Source organism: Mycolicibacterium septicum DSM 44393 (assembly GCF_000455325.1).
In the GTDB taxonomy this organism is placed as follows: Bacteria; Actinomycetota; Actinomycetes; order Mycobacteriales; family Mycobacteriaceae; genus Mycobacterium; species Mycobacterium septicum.
In genome coordinates, this window is record NZ_HG322951.1 from 4,048,378 (window position 1) to 4,068,801 (window position 20,424).

The window sequence follows — 20,424 nt, forward strand, 5'->3', positions numbered from 1 at the left end:
CTGTTGACCCGGCCCGGGGCTCAGAGCAGGGTCGCGCTGCCGTCGGCGTGAACCTGCACCTTCGCCCCGGCGATGTCTTCGGTCATGGTCGCCGCGGCTTGTGACTCGTCGACGATGCGGGCCAACGTGCGTCCGTCCTCCGGGGTGCGCACCGCCAGGAACGCCCGTTCCGCGGTGCCGTCGCGACCGACCGGTGTGGTCCAGGACTCCACGGTGCCGGTGCCCGTGAATTCCACCTGCAGCAGCCGCGTCGGCTCGGCATCCACTTCGGGTTGCACGTCCTGCCAACGGAATTCGTGTGGCGGCGGCTCGGTGCCGTACACGCCGAAACTGTGCTTGGTGAGATACCCGCCGTTGGCGGTGATCAGGCCCTTGGTCCCGGGATCGGCCACGAGCCGCTCGGCCATGGTGGCGATCGAGTGGGACACGTAGTTGTTCCACGGGCCGCCCGCGAACGTCAGCCCGCCGGTGACGGTCAACGGACGCGACGGATCAGCCAGGGGCAGACCGATTTCGGCCGCGGCAACCTGGACCGCCGACGGGAAGCAGGAGTACACGTCGACGAAGTCGACCTCGTCGGCGCCCACGCCGGCCAGCTCAAGGACCCGGCGCCCGGCGATCCGGATCGCCGGCGACCGGTAGAAATCGGCCCGCTCCCCGATCGCGTACGTGTCGTGCGAGTCCGTCCCGGCATACGGGAAAACCCAACGGTCGGTGGGGATCTGAAGATACGTCGCCTTCTCGACGGTGGTCAGGATCAGCACCGCACCCTGGTCCACCATGTTGTTGGAGTTCATCAACTTGGTGTAGGGCCAGCTGATCATCCGGTTGTCCGGCCCCGGCTGCCAGATCTGCTCGGCGGGCACTGCTTCCCGGCTCCAGGCGTGCGGATTGCCCGCCGCCACGGCACTGAACCGTGACCACAACTCACCGATCCGCCTGCGGTGTTCGTCGCTGGTCTCACCGGCCGCTATCCGCAGCGCCTGCTCGAACATCGGGTACACGTAGGCCGGGCGGTCCAGCTTGATCCGGATCTCGGCCTCACCGGCCATCGGCACGCCGTCATGCGCACCCGGGGCCTCCGGCACGGATTCGTCCTGGCGCGTCCAGTCCGGTTTGGCCCCGCGGGCCCGCAGGCGGCTGCGGGTACGCCACGTCTCGGCGCCGGCGATCAGCACCACCTCGGCCCGGCCCCCCTGTAGATCCAGGCAGGCTTCGTTCACCAGTGTCTGCGGTACGTTGCCGCCCACCCCGGTGTAGCGCGTCGTGGCCTTGTCGGCCCGGATGCGCTGGGCCAACAGCAAACCCGGATCGCGGTAGTGCCAGGACAGCAGGTTGACGATCCGTACCGAGTCGACCGCTTCCAGAACCCGCGGGTCGGCGGCGGCCCGGGCCGCCTCCACCATGAGATCGACCGGCTCGACGTCCGGCTTCTCCTCGCGCTGGTTGACCTGGCCGTAGCCCACCAGTACGGGGGTTCGCGGGTCGAGAGTCCTGGGCAGGGTCATGCCCACGAACCTAGCCGACGCCTCCGGACGCGGATCCGCGGGAATCGGGTAACCGAGTACTCACGTTGTCCCGCCCCATCGTCGATAGATTCACGACATCCGGCCACGTATGGCCGCCGATAGGGGGGTTTGCCATGACGCACCAACAGGATCTGACGGACGAACAACGCCGCGCCTTGAGTGACGCCAGAGAAACAGTAAGCAATGCGGTCGATGCCGCACTGAACCAACTTGCCGCAGCGGGCATCCGTCAGGACGACGACATCACCTTTCCCTGCACTGAATGCGATTGTCCCGACTTTCAAGGTTCGATGGCCAAGGTGTATTGCGGCCGCAAGACGTGCAGGCACAAGCCCTCGGAACATCTGTGACACGAGGACCTGACGGCCGCCGGTGAGAATCGGAGCCGAATGAAATTGCGCACGATTTGGCAAAGCCGCATGGACCTGGGAATTTTGAGTCCGAAGGTACCGCCGGAAGCCAGGATCGCACGCACTATTCACCGAGAACCGTCACCATGGAAGACATGAGCGACGCGACACTCTCACCGGCATTGACCGACACAGAACTCGAGCAGCTCAACGCCTACTGGCGGGCGGCCAACTATCTGTCCGTCGGGCAGATCTATCTATTGGACAATCCGTTGCTCCATGAGCCGCTGGCCGCGGAGCACGTCAAACCGCGACTGCTGGGCCACTGGGGTACCACCCCGGGGCTGAACCTGCTGTACGCGCACCTCAACCGGATCATCCGCGAACGCGACGCGAACATCATCTACGTGACCGGGCCCGGCCACGGCGGTCCGGGCCTGGTGGCCAACGCCTACCTGGAGGGCACCTACAGCGAGGTCTACAGCGGAATCGGGCAGGACACCGACGGCCTGCGGAAACTGTTCCGCCAGTTCTCGTTTCCCGGCGGAATTCCCAGCCACGTGGCCGCCGAGACACCCGGCTCCATCCACGAGGGCGGCGAACTCGGGTACGCACTGGTGCACGCCTACGGCGCCGCCTTCGACAATCCCGATCTCGTGGTGGCCTGCGTCGTCGGCGACGGTGAGGCCGAGACCGGCCCGCTGGCCGCCAGCTGGCATTCGAACAAGTTCCTCAACCCCGTCGTCGACGGCGCGGTGCTGCCGATCCTGCACCTCAACGGCTACAAGATCGCCAATCCCACAGTGCTTTCCCGCATTCCGGCCGAGGAACTCGAATCGCTGTTCTACGGCTACGGCTATCGGCCCATCACCGTCGCCGGTGACGACCCCGACAACGTGCACCAGCAACTGGCCGCGGCCATGGACGAGGCGTTCGACCAGATCGCGGCGATCCAGCGCGCGGCCCGCCTCGACGGTGAACCTGGCCGCCCACTGTGGCCGATGATCATCCTGCGCACGCCCAAGGGCTGGACCGGACCCCACGAGGTGGACGGGAAACTGGTCGAGGGCACGTGGCGCTCTCACCAGGTGCCGCTGTCCGAGACCCGGACCAACCCGTCGCACATGGCGCAGCTGGAGACGTGGCTGCGCAGCTACCGGCCCGAGGAGCTGTTCGACGCCGCGGGCGCGCTGCGGCCCGATCTGCGCGCGTTGGCACCCGCCGGCACCCGGCGAATGAGCGCCAACCCGCATGCCAACGGCGGACTGCTGCTGCGGGACCTCGACCTTCCGGACTTCACCGACTACGCGGTCAGCGTCGAGCGCCCGGCCACCGAGACCGCCGAGGCGACCAGGGTGCTCGGTACGTTCCTGCGGGACGTGATCGCCGCCAATCCGGACCGCTTCCGCCTGATGGGCCCGGACGAGACCGCCTCGAACCGCCTGGCCGCGGTGTTCGAGGAGACCGACAAGGCGTGGCAGGCCGAGATCCTGCCCGTCGACGAGAACCTGGCGCCCGACGGCCGGGTGATGGAGGTCCTCTCCGAACATCTGTGCCAGGGCTGGTTGGAGGGCTACCTCCTGACCGGCAGGCACGGGTTGTTCAACTGCTACGAGGCCTTCGTGCACATCGTCGATTCGATGCTCAACCAGCACGCCAAGTGGTTGTTCAGCAGTTCTCACCTGACCTGGCGCCGCCCGATCGCATCGCTGAACTATCTGCTGACCTCACATGTGTGGCGTCAGGACCACAACGGCGCGTCGCACCAGGATCCCGGCTTCATCGACCACGTCGCCAACAAGCGCTCCGAGGTCGTGCGCGTCTACCTGCCGCCGGACGCCAACACCTTGCTGTCGGTCGCCGACCACTGCCTGCGCAGCCGTCAGTACGTGAACGTCATCGTGGCGGGCAAGCAACCGGCCCTGACGTACCTGACGATGGACGAGGCGGTCTCGCACTGCACCCGCGGGCTGGGGATCTGGGAATGGGCCAGCACCACGACCGGTGAACCCGACGTGGTGCTGGCGTGCGCCGGCGACATCCCGACGCTGGAGACCCTGGCCGCCGCCGACATCCTGCGCCGCAAGCTTCCCGACCTGTTGGTCCGGGTGGTCAACGTGGTCGACATCATGCGGCTGCAACCGGAGTCCGAACATCCCCACGGGCTGTCCGATCGGGAATTCGACTCGATCTTCACCACCGACAAGCCGATCATCTTCGCGTACCACGGCTACCCGTGGCTCATCCACCGCCTGACCTACCGGCACAGCAACCACGATCAGCTGCACGTCAGGGGCTTCAAGGAGCGGGGTACGACGACGACACCCTTCGACATGGTGATGCTCAACGACCTGGACCGTTTCCATCTGGTCATGGACGTGATCGACCGCGTCGAGGGGCTGGGAACCCGCGCCGCCGGGCTGCGTCAGGAGATGGTCGACGCCCGGCTGGCCGCCCGCCACTACACCCGGGAACACGGCGAGGACGATCCGGCGATCTCCAACTGGACTTGGAATGCGGTGTGATCACCCAGTGTGACCTGGGTAATTGCGCCGCGCCGGTACGATTGGCAAGTCATGTCTGAGCAGAGCGCCGTCGCCGCGCATCCCCATCCGCTGGTGGCCCAGCTCTCGGCATTGCACCATTTCCGGATCTACGCCGACATCGGGATCGTCATCGTCATCCTGACGGTCACCAACCTGATCGCGCACTTCACCACCCCCTGGGCCAGCATCGCCACCGTTCCGGCGGCGGCGGTCGGCCTGCTGATCCTGGTGCGGGCCCGCGGCCTGGGCTGGGCCGAACTGGGACTGGGCCGCGAACACTGGCGCTCCGGGGTCGGTTACGCGCTGGCGGCGGTGGCCCTGGTCGTCTCGGTGATCGCGATCGGGATGATGCTGCCGTGGACCCGGCCGATGTTCATGAACGACAACTACGCCACCATCTCGGGCGCACTGCTGGCGTCGATGGTCATCATCCCGCTCCAGACGGTGATCCCCGAGGAGTTGGCGTTCCGCGGCGTGCTGCACGGGGCCCTGAACCGGGCCTGGGGTTTTCGCGGTGTCGCAGCGGGGGGCTCACTGCTGTTCGGCCTGTGGCACATCGCCAGTTCGCTGGGTTTGACGAGTGAGAATGTCGGCTTCACCCGACTGTTCGGCGGCGGCATCTTCGGCATGGTCGCCGGTGTGGTGCTGGCCGTCGTGGCCACCGGCGTCGCCGGCTTCGTGTTCACCTGGCTGCGCAAGCGCAGCGGCAGCCTGATCGCCCCGATCGCCCTGCACTGGTCACTCAACGGGGTCGGCGCACTGGCCGCCGCCCTGGTCTGGCACCTGTCGACCTGACTCGCGCCTCCGGCACGGGGCCTAACTCGCGCCTCCGGCACGGGGCCTAATTCGCGCCTCCGGCACGGCGACGCGCCCGGAACTCCCGGTTCTTCAACTTGTTCCCGCACTCGGACATCACGCACCAGGTGCCGCCGTGGTTGCGGGACCGGTCGTAGAACGCCCACGTGCACTCGTCGTTCGCGCACGCCTTGAGCCGCGCCCAGGTGCCGTCCCGCTGCGCGTCACGCATCACCAGCAGCAGCTCGAGCAGACGCTCGTCCACGCCATCACCTGCGGCCGCCAACCGCACCTGCCCGTCGGCGGCCAGCTCAACCCTCGCGGTACACGCATCAGTGAGCGCCTGCAGTACGGCAAGGTGTTCGGCCTGCGGCGGTGGGCCGCCGGTGTTGTGGATCAGCAGCGCGCGCAACGCTTCACGCACCCGGCGAATCAGGTCCAGTTCGGCCGCCGTCGGGCGCGCACCGGCGGCGAGCAATCCGTTGACCGCCAGCCAGGGCGCCGCATCGTCGGGGTCTGCCAGACGGTCGGTTCCGGCAGGCAACTCGATCGTGTTGACCAGAGCCTGAATCCGGGCCAGCGGTTCGGGCGCGGGTTTGGTCTCGGAGTCACCGGCCCACGTCGTCGTCATCACCCCAGCGTACCGCCGTGACCACTAAATTGGGTTGACTAGTCATTCATGACCAGCGTACGTTCATAGATAGTCACGATCTACGGCCTGGGCATACGGAAAACTACGAGGTATCGCCATGAACGACAACCGAATTTCTGCGACACCAGCGACCACAGTCCGCCGTGCACCTGTCCCCTGCCGACCGTCGATCCGGGCCCGCCTGACCGCGCGGATCCGGTCCGGTCGCCTGGACGCCATGCTGGCCGTCGGCGCACCGACTCCCGCCGGCAGTGCCATCGCCGCCCGCGCAGCCCGGCTGACGTCGACTTCCGAACGGGATGCCATCGCCCGCGTGCTGCGCCGCTGCGTGCGCGAGGCCGCGACCGACACCGTGTTGTGGTCCTCGCGAATCCCATTGCACCGGAAGAACATTGCCGCAGCGGAAGCAACGATCGACGCGATCACCCTGCGATTGCATTCACCGCTGCCGGTGAGCGCGCGCGGCGTGGCCCGCCTGAACCGGGTTCTCAATGACGGGCTCGGGCCGATGTACGCCTTCGGGCACGGGGACTTGGACGGCAGATTGGGCGCTGCCCTCGCCGCTCTCTGACCAGGTTTCGGCTACAGCTGAAGCACCGCCGCACCCGCAATGCGACCGGCGCTCAGATCGGCCAGCGCCTGATCGGCGCGGTCCAGGCCGTACACCGGAGTGCTGACCGCCAACCGGTGTTCGCCGGCGAACGCCAGGAAATCACGGGCGTCGGCGCGGGTGTTGGCGGTGACCGAGCGCATCTCGCGTTCCTGGAACAGATGCCGTTGGTAGTTCAAGGTGGGGATGTCGCTGAGATGGATTCCCGCGATCGCCAGCACACCGCCCCGGTCCAGTGCCTCCATCGCGGGCAACACCAGATCCCCCACCGGCGCGAACAGGATCGCAGCGTCCAGTGGCTCAGGCGGCATGTCCGCGCTGCCCTGTACGGACGACGCACCCAGTGCCAAGGCGAGTTCGCGGGCGCGCTCGCCCCGGGTCATCACGTGCACGCGGGCCCCCTGCGCCAATGCCACCTGAGCCGTCAGGTGCGCGCTGCCGCCGAAGCCATAGAGTCCCAGCCGCCCGCCCGGCGGTAGGTCGGTGCGCAACAACGCCCGATAGCCGATGATCCCCGCGCACAACAGCGGAGCCAGCTCGACGTCGGAGTAACCGGCGGGCAATCGGAGCGCGAATGCCGCCGGGACGGTGGTGAATTCGGCATAGCCGCCGTCGGCATCCCAGCCCGTGTAGCGCGAGGACGGACAGAGGTTCTCCAGCCCGCGCAGGCAATAGGTGCACCGCCCGCAGGTGTGCCGCAACCAGGCCACGCCGACACGGTCGCCCGGCGCGAACCCGCCGGCGTCGGCGCCGACCGCGACCACCTCGCCGACGACCTCGTGTCCGGGGATCACCCGTGGCCGGTGTACGGCCAGGTCGCCTTCTGCCACATGCAGATCGGTACGGCACACCCCGCACGCCAGGACCTTGACGAGCAGTTCGTCAGGCCCGGGCTGCGGGGTGGGCACGCTGACCCGTTGCAGCGGATGCGAACTCACCGGCCCCGGGGTGACGACCTGCCAGGCCGTCATGCTCCCGGCGGTTCCGGAGGCCATCACCCGCTCCGGTCAGCTGCGGTTGCGCACCAGTCCGACGATCCAGAGCAGGATCACCGATCCGAGGATCGCGGTGAAGAGGGTGAACCACCATCCGCCGCCGGCCGTGTTGAGGAAGAAGCTGAGCAGGAACCCCCCGACGAGCGCGCCGATCACACCGACGACGATGTTCATCAGAATGCCCTGGCCGCCGCCATCGACGATCTTGCCGGCGATCCACCCGGCGATCGCACCGATGATGATGTAGCCGATCCAGCCGACACTCGTCAGCGTGGAGGAACGCGCCAGGATTTCGGTAGCCGCCATTACGTCCATTGCAGGTCTCCTGCCTGTCACTGGCCATGCCCAGCGGGCTCGCTGAGCCTCACCCCAGGTGTACCTCCCGAACGTAACGATTCGGTTGGCTGTTTGGGAACGATCAGCGTTCGCCCATGGGTTTCCCACGGCGCGGACGGCTCACACCCACGTGGGCAGACGAAAATGACCCGACCCCAGAAATGCTGAACGCCGGCCCTGAGCAGGGCCGGCGTCAGCAACGAACGGCTATCAGGCCGGCGGCTGCATCTCCGGCGGAGCATTGGTGACCGGCACCGGCACCCCGACACCCGGGCGGGCAGGCGGGGCGTTCGGGTCGGCCGGCGGCGGTGCCGCATTGGGATCGCCCGCGGGCGGAGCCGGCGGCGTCCACGGCCGGATCGAGTTGGCCAGCGTCGCGGCGGCAGCCTTGTCCACGGGATGGCTGGCCGAACCCAGCCAGACCACGAACCAGCGTTCCGGTGCGCGTTGCCCGCGCGGGGTTCCCGGGGCAGGCGGCGCGCCGACCACACCGGCCCAGATCTGGCCGTTGGGCTTGTTGGTATCGGTGAACTTCACCTCGTAGTACGAAGCCACGCCGCTGAGCCCGTTGGCGTCGAGCGGCACGGTCTCCTGGTTCACCCGGGTCCCGGGGAACGGCATGAAGAACTCACCCATGTCCGAGGCGAGCCGGACAGCCGCCTTGGCGTTGTCCGCCTCGGCCCCTGCGAACAGCTTCAGGTCCAGGCGCCCCAGCAGCACGCTGGTGTCGTTCGGCGGCTCGGGCGTGCCCTCGGGCGGAATCTTGGTCAACAATGCCTGCCCGTAAGACAACTGGGTCGCGTCGGACACCTTCCAACCACCGGGCACCAGGTAGCTGAACCCGCCCGCGGCGTTGTCCACCCGGCCGGGCTCCGGAGCGGGAGCGGCGGGAGCAGCGGCCGGAGCGTTCGGGTCCGCCGGCGCGGGAGCGGGAGCAGGAGGCGCGTTCGGGTCGGCGGGAACCGGAGCCGGCGCGGGAGCAGGGGCGGGCGCGTTGGGATCGACAGGCGCAGCCGGGGCCGGGGCACCGGGAGCAGGAGCAGGCGCAGGTGCGGCCGGGGCAGGCGCACCGGGCACGGCTGGGGCGGGAGCCGGCGCCGGGGGTGCCGGCTCGGGATCCGCATACGCCACCGCCGGCAGCGCGACAGCCGCGGCCGTCACGCCGGTCATGGCAACCAGCGCCAGCTTCTTCGACAGACCTCTGCGCCGATGTGACATCGCATCCGACTCGTCCATGGGGAAGAAACTACCGTGTTACGGCCGTGACGCAAGTGTGAGTTGCTCTTAGAGTGCACAAAAGTGCGATTGCGACAGATGGGATACATCCAGCTAAACGACGACATCCATAGTTGCTGACACGCGTGTGTGTCGGGCGCCACGCCGGACCTGGCAACCCACCCCCCGACACATGCGGCGCCGGGACCCTCAACACGTGATTCGGACCCGAGCGCGCCCGCGTTACGCCGGGTGCCCCAGTCACCGGTGGTGCCCCGCGGGGTGAACGGCAACCTCCTGCGCCTTCACCGAGAAATACACCGTGTCCCCCGGGGCCAGCCGCAGCTCGGCGGCCGACTCCGCGGTGATGTCGGCGGCCAGACCGGGCCCGCCATCGGGTTGCTCATCGGCGCGCACCCGGATGCCGGGCCCCCTGCTGTCGAGCTCGGCCACCGTCACCGCGACCGTGTTGCGCGGACTGCCATGCGGCTCGTCGCGATACACCGACACCGAGGCCGGAGAGAACACCGCCACCACCGGCACCCCGGGCTGCACCTCGGCCGCCGGCGTGCCGTGCCAGTTCGCCCCCCATGCGGTGGCCAGCACCCCGTCGGTGACCGCCGTGCCGCCGATCAGGTTCACCCCGGCGAACCGGGCCGCGAAGTGGCTCTTGGGTGTTGCCAACACCTCGGCAGCAGAACCACTTTCGACGATCCGACCACCGTCCACCACGATCACCCGATCGGCCAGCGTGAGTACGTCGAGCAGGTCGTGGGTGATCAGCACCGTGCACCTGCCATCACTGGCCAGCACGCGCCGCAGCACCTTGCGCATGGATGCCGCCACGGCCACGTCCAGACCCGCGAGCGGTTCATCGAGCAACAGCACCTCGGGCTCGGCGGCCAATGCCCGGGCCAGCGCCACCCGCTGTGCCTGACCTCCCGACAGCCGGCGGGGACGCCGGTCGGCCAGTTCCGCGGCGTCGACCTCGGCCAACCACCGGTGGGCGTTCTCATACGCGGCGCGGTGCCCCAGTCCGCGGCCACTGCGCGCACCGAACGCCACGTTGGCCAGCACGCTCAGATGCGGAAACAGCAGGGAGTCCTGCAGCATCAGGCCGACCCTGCGGGCGTGCGTCGGCACCTGCACGCCGGCGGCCGGGTCGGTCAGCACCCGGTCCCCGACCTGAATGCGCCCGGCGTCCAGGCCGACCAGCCCGGCGATCGAGTGCAGCGTGGTCGACTTCCCGGCGCCGTTGGGGCCCAGTACCGCCAGCACCTCCCCTGCCGCCACGCCGAATTCCAGGTCAAGACCCCGGTTTTCGACGACAGCGCGCACCTGCAACGTCAAGCCCATCCCCCTGCCCGCAGCCGGCGGCTGCCGAGCCCGATGACCACCACCGCGGCCACCACGACCAACAGCACCGACAACGCCACAGCCGCGTCGGCGTCGCTCTCGCGCTGCAGGTAGATCTCCAGCGGAAGAGTCCTGGTGACACCTTGGCGGGAACCCGCGAAGGTCAGGGTGGCGCCGAACTCGCCGAGGGATCGCGCGAAGGCCAGCACCGCTCCCGAGATCAATCCCGGGCCCAACAGCGGCAGGGTCACCCGCCACCACACCGCGGCTGGCGATGCCCCCAGCGTCGCCGCCACGACCTCGTAGTCAGCTCCGGCGGTGCGGGCCGCCCCTTCCAGTGAGATGACCAGGAAGGGCAGCGACACGAACGTCTGCGCCAGCACGACCGCCACCGTGGTGAAGGCGATCTGTATGCCCGCACCCTCCAGATATCTGCCGACCAGCCCGAGCCGACCGAATGCGTACAGCAACGCGATGCCGCCGACCACCGGCGGCAGCACCAGCGGCAGCAGGATCAACGGCCGGACGATCCGGGTGACGGGCCCGTCGGTGCGGGCCAGCACCAGCGCGAGCGGGACCCCGAACAGCACGCACAACACGGTGCTGGCCAGCGAGGTCTCCAGACTGAGCTTCAACGCCGCGGTAGACGACGCGCTCGAGATCAGCGAACCGAACTGTGGCCAGTCGACCTTTGCCACCATCGCCACCAGGGGCAGCACGACGAATATCGCGCCCGCCGCCGCGGGGATGTAGATCCAGCGCGGAAGCCGTGGCGGATTCGTCACGATTTGACCCCGCCGACCACGTCGACGCAGGTGAGAGCGCTGGGTCGAATCATCCCCGCAACCTTATGCGAGCCGGTATTTGGCGCGCCGAGTTTCGTGTCCTAGCTACTGTCCAGTAACATTGTCCGTTGGTCGCCCCCGCCCGGCGCGGCGATCCCCTGGTACATGGAGGTACATCATGGCGGAGGTGCTGGTCACCGGAGGCGACACCGAACTCGGCCGCACGATCGCGGCCGGTTTCCTCGACGCGGGCCACAACGTGGTCATCGCAGGTGCGCGCCGCGAAGACCTGGAGCTGGCCGCCAAGCAGCTCGATGTCGAGTCGATCGTGTTCGACAACACCGATCCGTCCAGCCTGGAGAACGCCCGCGCGCTGTTCCCCCACCACCTCGACACGCTGGTCAACGTCCCGGCTCCGTTGTTCGAGGCCAAGGACCCCCGCACCTTCACGCTGACCGATCTGGCCACCGCGTGGCGCAACGCGCTGGAGGCCACCGTCGTCTCAGCGGTGCTGACCGTGCAGATCGTCGGTGACCACCTGCGCTCGGGCGGTTCGATCATCAACGTCGTGCCCGCGAGCCCGCGCGAGGGCAGCGCCGAAGCCGCCGTCAAGGCAGCCCTCGGCGACTGGACCGCCGGTCAGGCCACCTACTTCGGCACCCGCGGGATCACCGTCAACGTCGTCGCCCCCGGCCTGTCTGCCGACCCCGGCTACGACGGCCTCGGCAGCACACCGCCGTCGGTCGCCGACGAGTTCGCCCGGATGGCGGTGTTCCTCTCCACACCGGCCGCCCGCCACATCACCGGACAGACGTTGCACGTCAGTCGCGGTGCCCTCGCCACTCTGGGATAACGGGTTAGGGTCGGAGGAGTGACAATCCGACTCGGACTCCAGATCCCGAACTTCTCCTACGGCACCGGCGTCGCGGAACTGTTCCCCACCGTCGTCGCCCAGGCCCAGGAAGCCGAAGCGGCCGGCTTCGACTCGGTCTTCGTGATGGACCACTTCTATCAGCTACCCGGTCTCGGCACGCCCGATCAACCGATGCTGGAGGCCTACACCGCGCTCGGCGGGCTGGCCACCGCGACCCAGAACGTCCAGCTCGGCACCCTGGTCACCGGCAATACGTACCGGAACCCGACCCTGCTGGCCAAGGCCATCACCACACTCGACGTGATCAGTCAGGGTCGCGCCATCCTCGGCATCGGCACCGGATGGTTCGAACTCGAACACGATCAGCTCGGCTACGAGTTCGGCACCTTCACCGAGCGGTTCGACAAACTCGGCGAGGCGCTGCAGATCATCCTGCCGATGCTCTCGGGCGAGCGCCCGACATTCTCGGGCAAGTACTACCGGACAGTCGAGGCGATGGCCAATCCTCGCTTCCGCGAACACATTCCGCTGATGATCGGCGGCAGCGGCGAGAAGAAGACCATTCCGCTCGCGGCACGGTACTTCGACCATCTCAACATCATCGCCAACTTCGACGAACTGCCCCGCAAGCTCGACGTCATCCGGCAGCAGTGCGACCAGATCGACCGTGACCCGGCCACGTTGGAGACCAGCATGCTGGTGATCGCCCTGATCGGCGAGCGATTCACCGCCGACGCCATCCCGCCCGACTTCCAGCAGCGCGCGGTGTTCGGTAGCGCCGAGCAGATCGCCGACCAGCTCAAGACCAAACTCTTCGACACCGGCGTCAACGGCGTCATCCTCAGCCCGGTGACCATGGGCGGCTACGTCCCCGGTGGTATCACCGCGGTGGCTGAAGTCTTGAAACCACTGATATCCGGGTAAACATTCGGTTCGGTTGCCCATCTCACCGCACCCGTGGGAATGGCGCCGACTAACCTATCGGTTGTATCGAGTGGCAAACACATCCGCGAGGAGCAGCAATGAGCCATCCCGGAGCTACGGCATCGGATCGGCATAAGGTAGTCATCATCGGATCGGGTTTCGGCGGCCTGACGGCAGCCAAGACCCTCAAACGTGCCGACGTCGACGTCAAGCTGATCGCCCGCACCACACACCACCTGTTCCAGCCGCTGCTGTACCAGGTGGCAACCGGCATCATCTCCGAAGGCGAGATCGCGCCGGCCACCCGAGTGATCCTGCGCAAGCAGAAGAACGCTCAGGTGCTGTTGGGCGACGTCACCCACATCGATCTGGAGAACCAGACGGTGGATTCGGTGCTGCTCGGGCACACCTACTCCACGCCGTACGACAGCCTCATCATCGCCGCGGGCGCCGGGCAGTCCTACTTCGGCAACGATCATTTCGCCGAGTTCGCGCCCGGCATGAAGTCGATCGACGACGCGCTGGAACTGCGTGGCCGCATCCTCGGCGCCTTCGAGCAGGCCGAGCGCTCCAGTGACCCGGTGCGCCGAGCCAAGCTGCTCACCTTCACCGTGGTTGGCGCCGGACCGACCGGTGTCGAAATGGCCGGACAGATCGCCGAATTGGCCGATCAGACGCTGCGCGGCAGCTTCCGCCACATCGATCCCACCGAGGCGCGGGTGATCCTGCTCGACGCCGCACCGGCGGTGCTGCCGCCGATGGGCCCGAAGCTCGGCAAGCGCGCGCAGGAGCGGCTGGAGAAGATGGGCGTCGAGGTTCAGCTCGGCGCGATGGTGACCGACGTCGACCGCAACGGCCTGACGGTCAAGGATTCCGACGGCACGCTGCGCCGCATCGAATCGGCCTGCAAGGTGTGGTCGGCCGGCGTCTCGGCCAGCCCGCTGGGCAAGGACCTGGCCGAGCAGTCCGGAGTGGAGCTGGACCGGGCCGGCCGCGTCAAGGTGGAGCCCGACCTGACCATCCCCGGCCATCCCAATGTGTTCGTCGTCGGTGACATGGCCGCGGTGGACGGGGTTCCGGGTGTGGCCCAGGGCGCGATCCAAGGCGGCCGCTACGCGGCCAAGCTGATCAAGCGCGAGGTCGCCGGTACCAGCCCGAAGATCCGGTCGCCGTTCGAGTACTTCGACAAGGGCTCGATGGCCACGGTGTCGCGGTTCTCCGCGGTGGCCAAGGTGGGCCCGGTCGAGTTCTCCGGGTTCTTCGCCTGGGTGTGCTGGCTGGTGCTGCACCTGGTGTACATCGTCGGGTTCAAGAGCCGGCTGGTGACCGTGCTGTCGTGGGGTGTGACGTTCCTGAGCACCAAGCGCGGGCAGCTCACCATCACCGAGCAGCAGGCCTACGCGCGCACCAGAATCGAAGAACTCGAGGAGATCGCGGCTTCCGTGCAGGAAACCGAGAAAGCGGCTTCCTAGGCCTCTGCGCCTTCTGCTGTCTGAGGCGGCAGCCGGTCACCCTGCCAGGTGGCCAGGCTGCCGCCACGGGCCAGCTCCAGCACGGTTCCGTGCGCTTCGAATGACGGTGCGGGATAACGCAGTTCGCTGATACAGGCCCGGGGCGCGGCCAGCACGTCGTCGCCCACGGCCCCACGACCGAGTTCGATGCGATGACGCAACAACGGCCACGAGCCCTCCACCGAGTCGACGTCCGCGTGCAATGACGACGACCAGAACCCGTCTTGCTCATCGGATCTGCCGATCTGGACCCTCTCCCGGATGCGCACCTGCGCGGGCTCGGCGAGCCGCAGCCGCGTCGTGGTGTGGTGCACCGAGCCGCCGGCCACCACGGTCGGCTGCGGATCGAGGTCCAACTGCCCGGCCACCTCGAGCTCCCACTGCGCCGCCGACTGCAACGTACGGGCGCCGGGCAGCACCATCGTCGCGGCGGCGGTGCGGATCCGCAGCCGGGCACCGGCTTCCACCACCAGCCGCACTGTGAGGGTGTCGCCGCCGAGCGGGGTGGCCGCCGTGGAGATCAGGTGCACCGTGTCTGGCCCGGTGCAGCGTCCCGCCAGCCCGTCGCGTGCCTCGATGCGGGGCAACCGCCCCGGCGAGGCCACGACGACGACGTTCGCGTGCATCACGCCGACGGCGCCTGCGCGACCTTCAACTGCTCACGCACCCACGCCAGCACCGGACCCGAGGACGGATCCTCGGTCAGTGAGATCAGCGCCGTCGGCCTGTTTGCGCGGACCTTGGCCGCATCGCGGCGCATCACATCCAGATCGGCACCCACCAGCGGCGCCAGATCGGTCTTGTTGACCACCAGCAGATCCGAGTACGTCACGCCCGGCCCGCCCTTGCGGGGCACCTTGTCTCCCCCGGCCACGTCGACGACGAAGATCTGAACGTCCACCAGGCCCGACGAGAACGTCGCGGTGAGGTTGTCGCCACCGGATTCGACGAGAATCAGGTCCAGTGCGGGGTTCGCCTCGATCAGGTCGTCGATGGCATCGAGGTTGGCGGTGATGTCGTCTCGGATCGCGGTGTGCGGGCATCCACCGGTCTGGACCGCGGCGATCCGCTCGTCGGGCAGCACCGCATGCCTGCGCAGGAAGTCGGCATCCTCGGTGGTGTAGATGTCGTTGGTCAACACCGCCAGTGACAACTCATCGCGCAGTTGCCGGCACAGTGCGGCCACCAGGGCGGTCTTCCCGGATCCGACGGGGCCGCCGACACCGATACGCAGCGGCTCGCCCGCCTGGCGCACCCGTTTGGGCCGGTCGACATGGGTGTGGGGCTCGCCGTCGAGGAAATGCGGTGGCATGGTGGACCTTTCGAGATCGAACTACAGATTTACGAGACGAACAACGGCCGGTCGCGTTCGGTGTGCCGCTGCGCCAGGACGTCGAGCAAGGGGTCGGACAGGTCCGCCGGCCCGGTGGCAGCCTCGGCCGCCACCGCGTCACACAAGCCCGACAGCTCGAAGGTCAGCGCCGCGACGTCGGCCGGGTCCAATGCGAGCAACCGCTGCGCGGCGGTGGCCGAACCGGTCATGGTGGTGTACACCACCGACAGCGCGGTCTGGCCCGGCTCCAGCTCTGCGGCCGCTCCGACGGCGCCGGCCGCCACCGGCAGATGCGGCCGGGCTCCGAGCGCTTCCCACGAATGCTGCGGCCAGACCCGCCGGGCCAGCCGGATCAGTCCGCGCCCCTGGACGCGCGAGGCCTCGCGCGCCGCCGGGGCCGGTGTGCGGGCGTCGGTTTCAGCGTCGGCCGTCTCGGGAGCCAAGGTCCCGGTGTGGACCGCCACCGCTATCGAGGCGGCGACCAACCCGCTGGTGCGGATGCGCCGGACCAGATAGGCGCGCAACGTGGCGACGTCGGTGAGCAGACCGCTGGTGACCGCCTCCTCGACGCCGCCGGAGTGAACGTGCCCGCCGGTCGGCAACCGCGAATCGGCCAGGGTCAGAAGTGTTGCCAGGCTGCTCATCTAGAACAGGAAATATCGTTGGGCCATGGGAAGTTCGACCGCGGGCTGTTCCTGCCACACCTGCCCGTCGATCCGCACGGTGAAGGTATCGGGCTCGACCTCGATGCGGGGCAACGCATCGTTGAGCGGCATCTGCGCCTTGCCGACTTGCCGGACATTCTTGACCGCAGCCAACTTTCTGCGAATGTCGAGGCGGTCCGCCAGACCGTCCTCGATGGCCTGCGGTGCGACGAAGTGCACAGAGGTGGCGGCCGCGGAGGCTGGGGCCGCACCGAACATCGGCCGCGGCAGCACCGGCTGCGGGGTGGGGATCGAGGCATTGGCATCGCCCATGGCCGCCCACGTGATCATGCCGCCCTTGATCACCGCGTGCGGCCGGACGCCGAAGAATGCGGGCTCCCACAGCACCAGGTCGGCGAGCTTGCCGACCTCGACCGACCCGATCTCGTCGTCGAGCCCGTGCGCGATGGCCGGGCAGATGGTGTATTTCGCGATGTACCGGCGGACGCGGTTGTTGTCGGCCTGACCGTCCCCTTCCAACGCGCCACGCCTGCGCTTCATCACGTGCGCGGTCTGCCACGTCCGCAGGACCACCTCACCGATCCGGCCCATCGCCTGGGAGTCGCTGCCGATCATCGAGATGGCCCCGATGTCGTGCAGCAGATCCTCGGCGGCGATCGTCGACGGCCGGATCCGGCTCTCGGCGAATGCCAGATCCTCGGGCACGCTCGGATTCAGATGATGGCACACCATGAGCATGTCGAGGTGCTCGTCGAGGGTGTTGACGGTGTGTGGCCGGGTCGGATTGGTGGAGCTGGGCAGCACATTCGGGTGCGAGGCGACGGTGATGATGTCGGGTGCGTGCCCGCCGCCAGCGCCCTCGGTGTGATACGCGTGGATGCCGCGGCCCTTGATCGCGGCCAGGGTGTCCTCTACGAAGCCGGCCTCGTTGAGGGTGTCGGTGTGGATGTTGGCCTGTACCCCGGCGGCTTCGGCGACCGTCAGACAGGCATCGATGGCAGCGGGCGTGGTGCCCCAGTCCTCGTGCAGCTTGAATCCCGCTGCGCCACCGCGCAACTGCTCCCACATCGCCTCGGCGCTGACGGTATTGCCCTTGCCCAGCAGCGCGACATTGAGCGGCCAGGAGTCGAGCGACTCCAGCATCCTGGCCAGGTGCCAGGCGCCCGGGGTGACCGTGGTGGCCTTGCTGCCCTCGGCCGGACCGGTACCGCCGGCCACGATCGTGGTGATGCCGCCGCCCAGGGCCTCTTCCATGATCTGCGGACAGATCAGGTGCACGTGGCAGTCGATCGCGCCGGCGGTCAGGATCCGACCGTTGCCCGCGATGATCTCGGTGGACGGACCGACGACCAGGTCCGGGTGCACACCGGTCATGATGTCGGGGTTGCCGGCCTTGCCGATGGCGGCGATGCGGCCGTCGCGGATCCCGATGTCGGCCTTGATGATTCCCCAGTGATCGATGATCACCGCGCCCGTGATGACGGTATCGGGCGCACCGTCGGCGCGGGTCGCCCTGGACTGCCCCATCGACTCGCGCAGTACCTTGCCGCCGCCGAACACCGCCTCGTCGCCGGCCAGGCCGGGACCGCCACTGCGGTCCTCGGTTATCTCGATGAACAGATCGGTGTCGGCCAGCCGGATCCGGTCACCGGTGGTGGGGCCGAACAGCGCCGCGTAGCGGGCCCGGGTCAACTCGGTCATGCGGTTCCCAATCGGCCGGGCGGGTCGAGACTTATCCCGTGAACCTCACGGGCGCCGCCGAGCGGCACCAGTGAAACGCGCTGGGCCACACCTGGTTCGAAGCGAACCGCGGTACCGGCCGGGATGTCGAGGCGATGTCCCCGGGCGGCCGCGCGGTCGAAATCCAACGCGGCGTTGGCCTGTGGCAGGTGTACATGACTGCCGACCTGCACCGGCCGGTCGCCGGTGTTGACGACGTCGAGAATCAGCCGTGGCGCACCGGAATTGAGCGGAATGTCACCCTCACCGAACACGATCTCACCCGGCACGATCGATGCACGATCCGCCTTCGGCTTCTCGCTGGTCACAGCGCGGCTCACGAGATCGGGTTGTGGACGGTGACCAGCTTGGTCCCGTCCGGGAAAGTGGCCTCGACCTGGACGTCGTGCAGCATCTCGGGCACTCCCTCCATGACCTGCTCGCGGGTCAGCACATCGCGTCCGCTCACCATCAACTCCGCAACCGTTCGACCGTCGCGGGCGCCTTCCAGCAGGTGATCGGTGATCACCGCGACGGCCTCGGGATGGTTGAGCAGCAAGCCGCGGGCTTGTCTGCGCCGCGCCAGGTCTGCGGCATAGGAGATGAGCAGACGATCCTGCTCATGCGGGGTCAAACGCATAGTGCGCGATCCTGCCATGACGCGCTGGGATCGGCAGCGCTCGCCGTCGCGGCGGAGGCGCTACTCGGCGATGTTCTGCAGTCGCACCTGACCGCGGGCCACGAGTTTGTCGTTCTCGTCGGTGATGGTGATCAGCCACAGCTGCTGCCGACGCCCTCGGTGGATCGGCGTGGAAACCGCTGTGACAGTGCCGGATCCGATGGCGCGCAGGAAATCGGTGTTGTTGTTGACCCCGACCACGGTGCCGCCGCCGTTCTCCGACAGCCAGATGTGGCCCGACACGCTGGCCAGGCTCTCGACGATCGAGCAGTACACGCCGCCGTGCACGATGCCCCAGGGCTGCAGCAGTTTGTCGTGGATGGTCAGCTGCGCGCGGCCGCCGTCGGGGGTGAGCTCGAGATAGGTCAGGCCCAGTTCGGTGTCGAAGCCTTTGCCCAGACCTTCGGGGATTTCAGTGGTCACAGCCCTCGTGTCTACACGCCGTATCGCCATAAAGATGCGGGCGGGTCCCGCGTGTAAAACGCGGGACCCGCCCTCGAGCGGACCGGGGGTCTCTGCAGCCCTCAGGACTCCGGCACGGTCCGTTAGTCTCGTATCTACATACTAGGCAAGGCTATCCTAATTTAGCAAGACCTTCCCCGCGCGGCCCGAACCGCGGACCGGCAGACCGAAGCCCACCAAGGCATCCAGCACCGCCTGGCCGCGCCGCATACTGACCACCTCACTGGAGCCGGCCAACAGCGGGACCTGGGTGGCCGCGCCGACCACCGCCGCCCCGACCATGTGCCACATGGCCGCCACCGACATGGCGCCGTCGCTGATCTCGACCAACCGGGCGAACAGCGGCTCAAGCGCGCGATGACTGCGATGAGCCACCCAGGTGGTCAGCGCAGCCTCACTGGGCAGCGCGACGATCCCGTCATGGCACGCACTGGCGAACCGGGCGGACCGGCCACAGTAATAAGGATCCTCGGGCAGCCCGCGGAGCGTCGGATCGACCACGCCGACCCAGTCGATCGCACCCTCGGAGTCGACGTGGACCCACAGGTTCTCCAGGCCGGTGTCCCAGGCCCGCCCTTCCAGCACCAGCAGCGGTACGACCCGGCCGATCACCACGTGGGTGAAGGTGGCGGCCAACTGCTGGGCGACCGCGGCCCGATTGCCCGTCTCGGCCATCGCTGCGTCGAACATGCCCTGCAGTCGATCCGCGGACAACGCCTCGGCCAGCGGCCACCACCGCCGACGGGACAGGTCGCCCACCACGGCCACGCCGTAGACCCGCGGACACTCCGGATACAGCTCACGTAAACGCCGACTCGACTCGTGCAGCGGCAGCGTCCGCTCGATAGCCATACCCGCGATCAGCGGATCTTCGATCAAGACCGTCATGTCACCTCCGAAGGCTCCAGTTTGACTTAGGTTAGCCTTACTATAGTCACGTGAAGGATGAGAGCTACCCCCTGTGACTCGATTCACAACGGACCCCATATATGGCGCTGACCTTGCCCTAAACCGCTACGGAGGGCAGTCGGAGCGCCGTCGCCAAACGCATACGACACGCGGTAGTAAACCCGTAGTACGCTGGCTTT

The 20,424-nt window shown here is 68.0% G+C and carries 22 protein-coding genes; 7 read left to right on the forward strand and 15 right to left on the reverse strand.

Annotated features, from left to right (window positions below; genetic code table 11):
• Nucleotides 1-20: 20 nt before the first annotated feature.
• The gene (locus tag TX88_RS19145) at nt 21-1,508 is read right to left on the reverse strand and encodes an acetyl-CoA acetyltransferase (protein ID WP_044518785.1); all 1,488 of its coding nucleotides are present in this window, start codon (nt 1,506-1,508) and stop codon (nt 21-23) included.
• Between the two features lie 134 nt (nt 1,509-1,642).
• Here TX88_RS19145 and TX88_RS34310 point away from each other — a divergent pair, with 134 nt between their 5' ends.
• From TX88_RS34310 to TX88_RS19155, 3 genes are all read left to right on the forward strand, one after another.
• Entirely contained in the window at nt 1,643-1,879 is a 237-nt protein-coding gene (locus tag TX88_RS34310; protein WP_162563164.1) for a DUF6422 family protein, read from the forward strand.
• A 155-nt stretch (nt 1,880-2,034) separates the two neighbouring features.
• Nucleotides 2,035-4,404, forward strand: coding sequence for a phosphoketolase family protein (locus tag TX88_RS19150; protein ID WP_044519584.1), 2,370 nt, complete (start codon nt 2,035-2,037; stop codon nt 4,402-4,404).
• A gap of 51 nt (nt 4,405-4,455) precedes the next feature.
• Nucleotides 4,456-5,220 carry a CPBP family intramembrane glutamic endopeptidase gene (locus tag TX88_RS19155; protein WP_044518786.1) on the forward strand — a complete coding sequence of 255 codons (765 nt, stop codon included), beginning with the start codon at nt 4,456-4,458 and terminating at the stop codon, nt 5,218-5,220.
• A gap of 46 nt (nt 5,221-5,266) precedes the next feature.
• Here TX88_RS19155 and TX88_RS19160 read toward each other — a convergent pair whose 3' ends face one another.
• Nucleotides 5,267-5,851 carry a CGNR zinc finger domain-containing protein gene (locus TX88_RS19160; protein WP_044518787.1) on the reverse strand — a complete coding sequence of 195 codons (585 nt, stop codon included), beginning with the start codon at nt 5,849-5,851 and terminating at the stop codon, nt 5,267-5,269.
• Between the two features lie 118 nt (nt 5,852-5,969).
• On the opposite strand from TX88_RS19160, the gene TX88_RS19165 reads away from it, so the two are divergent.
• Complete coding sequence (locus tag TX88_RS19165) at nt 5,970-6,443, forward strand: hypothetical protein (RefSeq protein ID WP_044518788.1); 474 nt, start codon at nt 5,970-5,972, stop codon at nt 6,441-6,443.
• An 11-nt stretch (nt 6,444-6,454) separates the two neighbouring features.
• On the opposite strand, the gene TX88_RS19170 is transcribed toward TX88_RS19165, so the two are convergent.
• The 5 genes from TX88_RS19170 to TX88_RS19190 all read right to left on the reverse strand — a co-directional run bounded on the left by TX88_RS19170 (nt 6,455) and on the right by TX88_RS19190 (nt 11,169).
• On the reverse strand, nt 6,455-7,453 hold the full coding sequence (locus TX88_RS19170) for a zinc-binding alcohol dehydrogenase family protein (protein WP_044519585.1): 999 nt from the start codon (nt 7,451-7,453) through the stop codon (nt 6,455-6,457).
• A 36-nt stretch (nt 7,454-7,489) separates the two neighbouring features.
• The gene (locus tag TX88_RS19175; protein WP_044518790.1) at nt 7,490-7,792 is read right to left on the reverse strand and encodes a GlsB/YeaQ/YmgE family stress response membrane protein; all 303 of its coding nucleotides are present in this window, start codon (nt 7,790-7,792) and stop codon (nt 7,490-7,492) included.
• Between the two features lie 231 nt (nt 7,793-8,023).
• Nucleotides 8,024-9,049 (reverse strand): APA family fibronectin-binding glycoprotein, encoded by a 1,026-nt coding sequence (locus TX88_RS19180; RefSeq protein ID WP_044518792.1) that lies wholly within the window; start codon nt 9,047-9,049, stop codon nt 8,024-8,026.
• 240 nt (nt 9,050-9,289) lie between these two features.
• A complete protein-coding gene (locus TX88_RS19185; protein WP_044518793.1) occupies nt 9,290-10,384 on the reverse strand; it encodes a sulfate/molybdate ABC transporter ATP-binding protein in 1,095 nt (364 codons plus the stop codon).
• Entirely contained in the window at nt 10,375-11,169 is a 795-nt protein-coding gene (locus TX88_RS19190; RefSeq protein ID WP_044518794.1) for an ABC transporter permease, read from the reverse strand. The genes TX88_RS19185 and TX88_RS19190 overlap by 10 nt, the downstream gene beginning before the upstream one ends.
• Nucleotides 11,170-11,347: 178 nt before the next feature.
• Between TX88_RS19190 and TX88_RS19195 the strand changes: the two genes are divergently transcribed.
• The 3 genes from TX88_RS19195 (at nt 11,348) to TX88_RS19205 (ending at nt 14,439) form a co-directional block, all read left to right on the forward strand.
• Nucleotides 11,348-12,022 carry an SDR family oxidoreductase gene (locus TX88_RS19195; protein WP_044518795.1) on the forward strand — a complete coding sequence of 225 codons (675 nt, stop codon included), beginning with the start codon at nt 11,348-11,350 and terminating at the stop codon, nt 12,020-12,022.
• 18 nt (nt 12,023-12,040) lie between these two features.
• A complete protein-coding gene (locus TX88_RS19200) occupies nt 12,041-12,967 on the forward strand; it encodes an LLM class F420-dependent oxidoreductase (RefSeq protein ID WP_044518796.1) in 927 nt (308 codons plus the stop codon).
• 98 nt (nt 12,968-13,065) lie between these two features.
• A complete protein-coding gene (locus TX88_RS19205) occupies nt 13,066-14,439 on the forward strand; it encodes a type II NADH:quinone oxidoreductase Ndh (RefSeq protein WP_044518797.1) in 1,374 nt (457 codons plus the stop codon).
• On the opposite strand, the gene TX88_RS19210 is transcribed toward TX88_RS19205, so the two are convergent.
• The 8 genes from TX88_RS19210 to TX88_RS19245 all read right to left on the reverse strand — a co-directional run bounded on the left by TX88_RS19210 (nt 14,436) and on the right by TX88_RS19245 (nt 20,224).
• Nucleotides 14,436-15,104, reverse strand: a complete 669-nt coding sequence (locus TX88_RS19210) for an urease accessory protein UreD (protein ID WP_044518798.1) — start codon at nt 15,102-15,104, stop codon at nt 14,436-14,438. The genes TX88_RS19205 and TX88_RS19210 overlap by 4 nt on opposite strands.
• Nucleotides 15,104-15,790, reverse strand: a complete 687-nt coding sequence (ureG, locus tag TX88_RS19215) for an urease accessory protein UreG (RefSeq protein ID WP_044518799.1) — start codon at nt 15,788-15,790, stop codon at nt 15,104-15,106. Before ureG ends, TX88_RS19210 begins: the two co-directional genes overlap by 1 nt.
• A 29-nt stretch (nt 15,791-15,819) precedes the next feature.
• Complete coding sequence (locus tag TX88_RS19220) at nt 15,820-16,455, reverse strand: urease accessory protein UreF (protein ID WP_044518800.1); 636 nt, start codon at nt 16,453-16,455, stop codon at nt 15,820-15,822.
• A complete protein-coding gene (locus tag TX88_RS19225; RefSeq protein ID WP_044518802.1) occupies nt 16,456-18,177 on the reverse strand; it encodes an urease subunit alpha in 1,722 nt (573 codons plus the stop codon).
• Nucleotides 18,174-18,488: an urease subunit beta gene (locus tag TX88_RS19230; RefSeq protein WP_044519586.1), complete on the reverse strand. Its 315-nt coding sequence runs from the start codon at nt 18,486-18,488 to the stop codon at nt 18,174-18,176. Before TX88_RS19230 ends, TX88_RS19225 begins: the two co-directional genes overlap by 4 nt.
• Before the next feature lie 44 nt (nt 18,489-18,532).
• Nucleotides 18,533-18,835, reverse strand: coding sequence for an urease subunit gamma (locus tag TX88_RS19235; RefSeq protein ID WP_044518803.1), 303 nt, complete (start codon nt 18,833-18,835; stop codon nt 18,533-18,535).
• Nucleotides 18,836-18,895: 60 nt separating this feature from the next.
• Nucleotides 18,896-19,297, reverse strand: a complete 402-nt coding sequence (locus tag TX88_RS19240; RefSeq protein WP_084621938.1) for a PaaI family thioesterase — start codon at nt 19,295-19,297, stop codon at nt 18,896-18,898.
• 156 nt (nt 19,298-19,453) lie between these two features.
• Nucleotides 19,454-20,224 carry a hypothetical protein gene (locus TX88_RS19245; RefSeq protein ID WP_044518805.1) on the reverse strand — a complete coding sequence of 257 codons (771 nt, stop codon included), beginning with the start codon at nt 20,222-20,224 and terminating at the stop codon, nt 19,454-19,456.
• Nucleotides 20,225-20,424 lie beyond the last annotated feature (200 nt).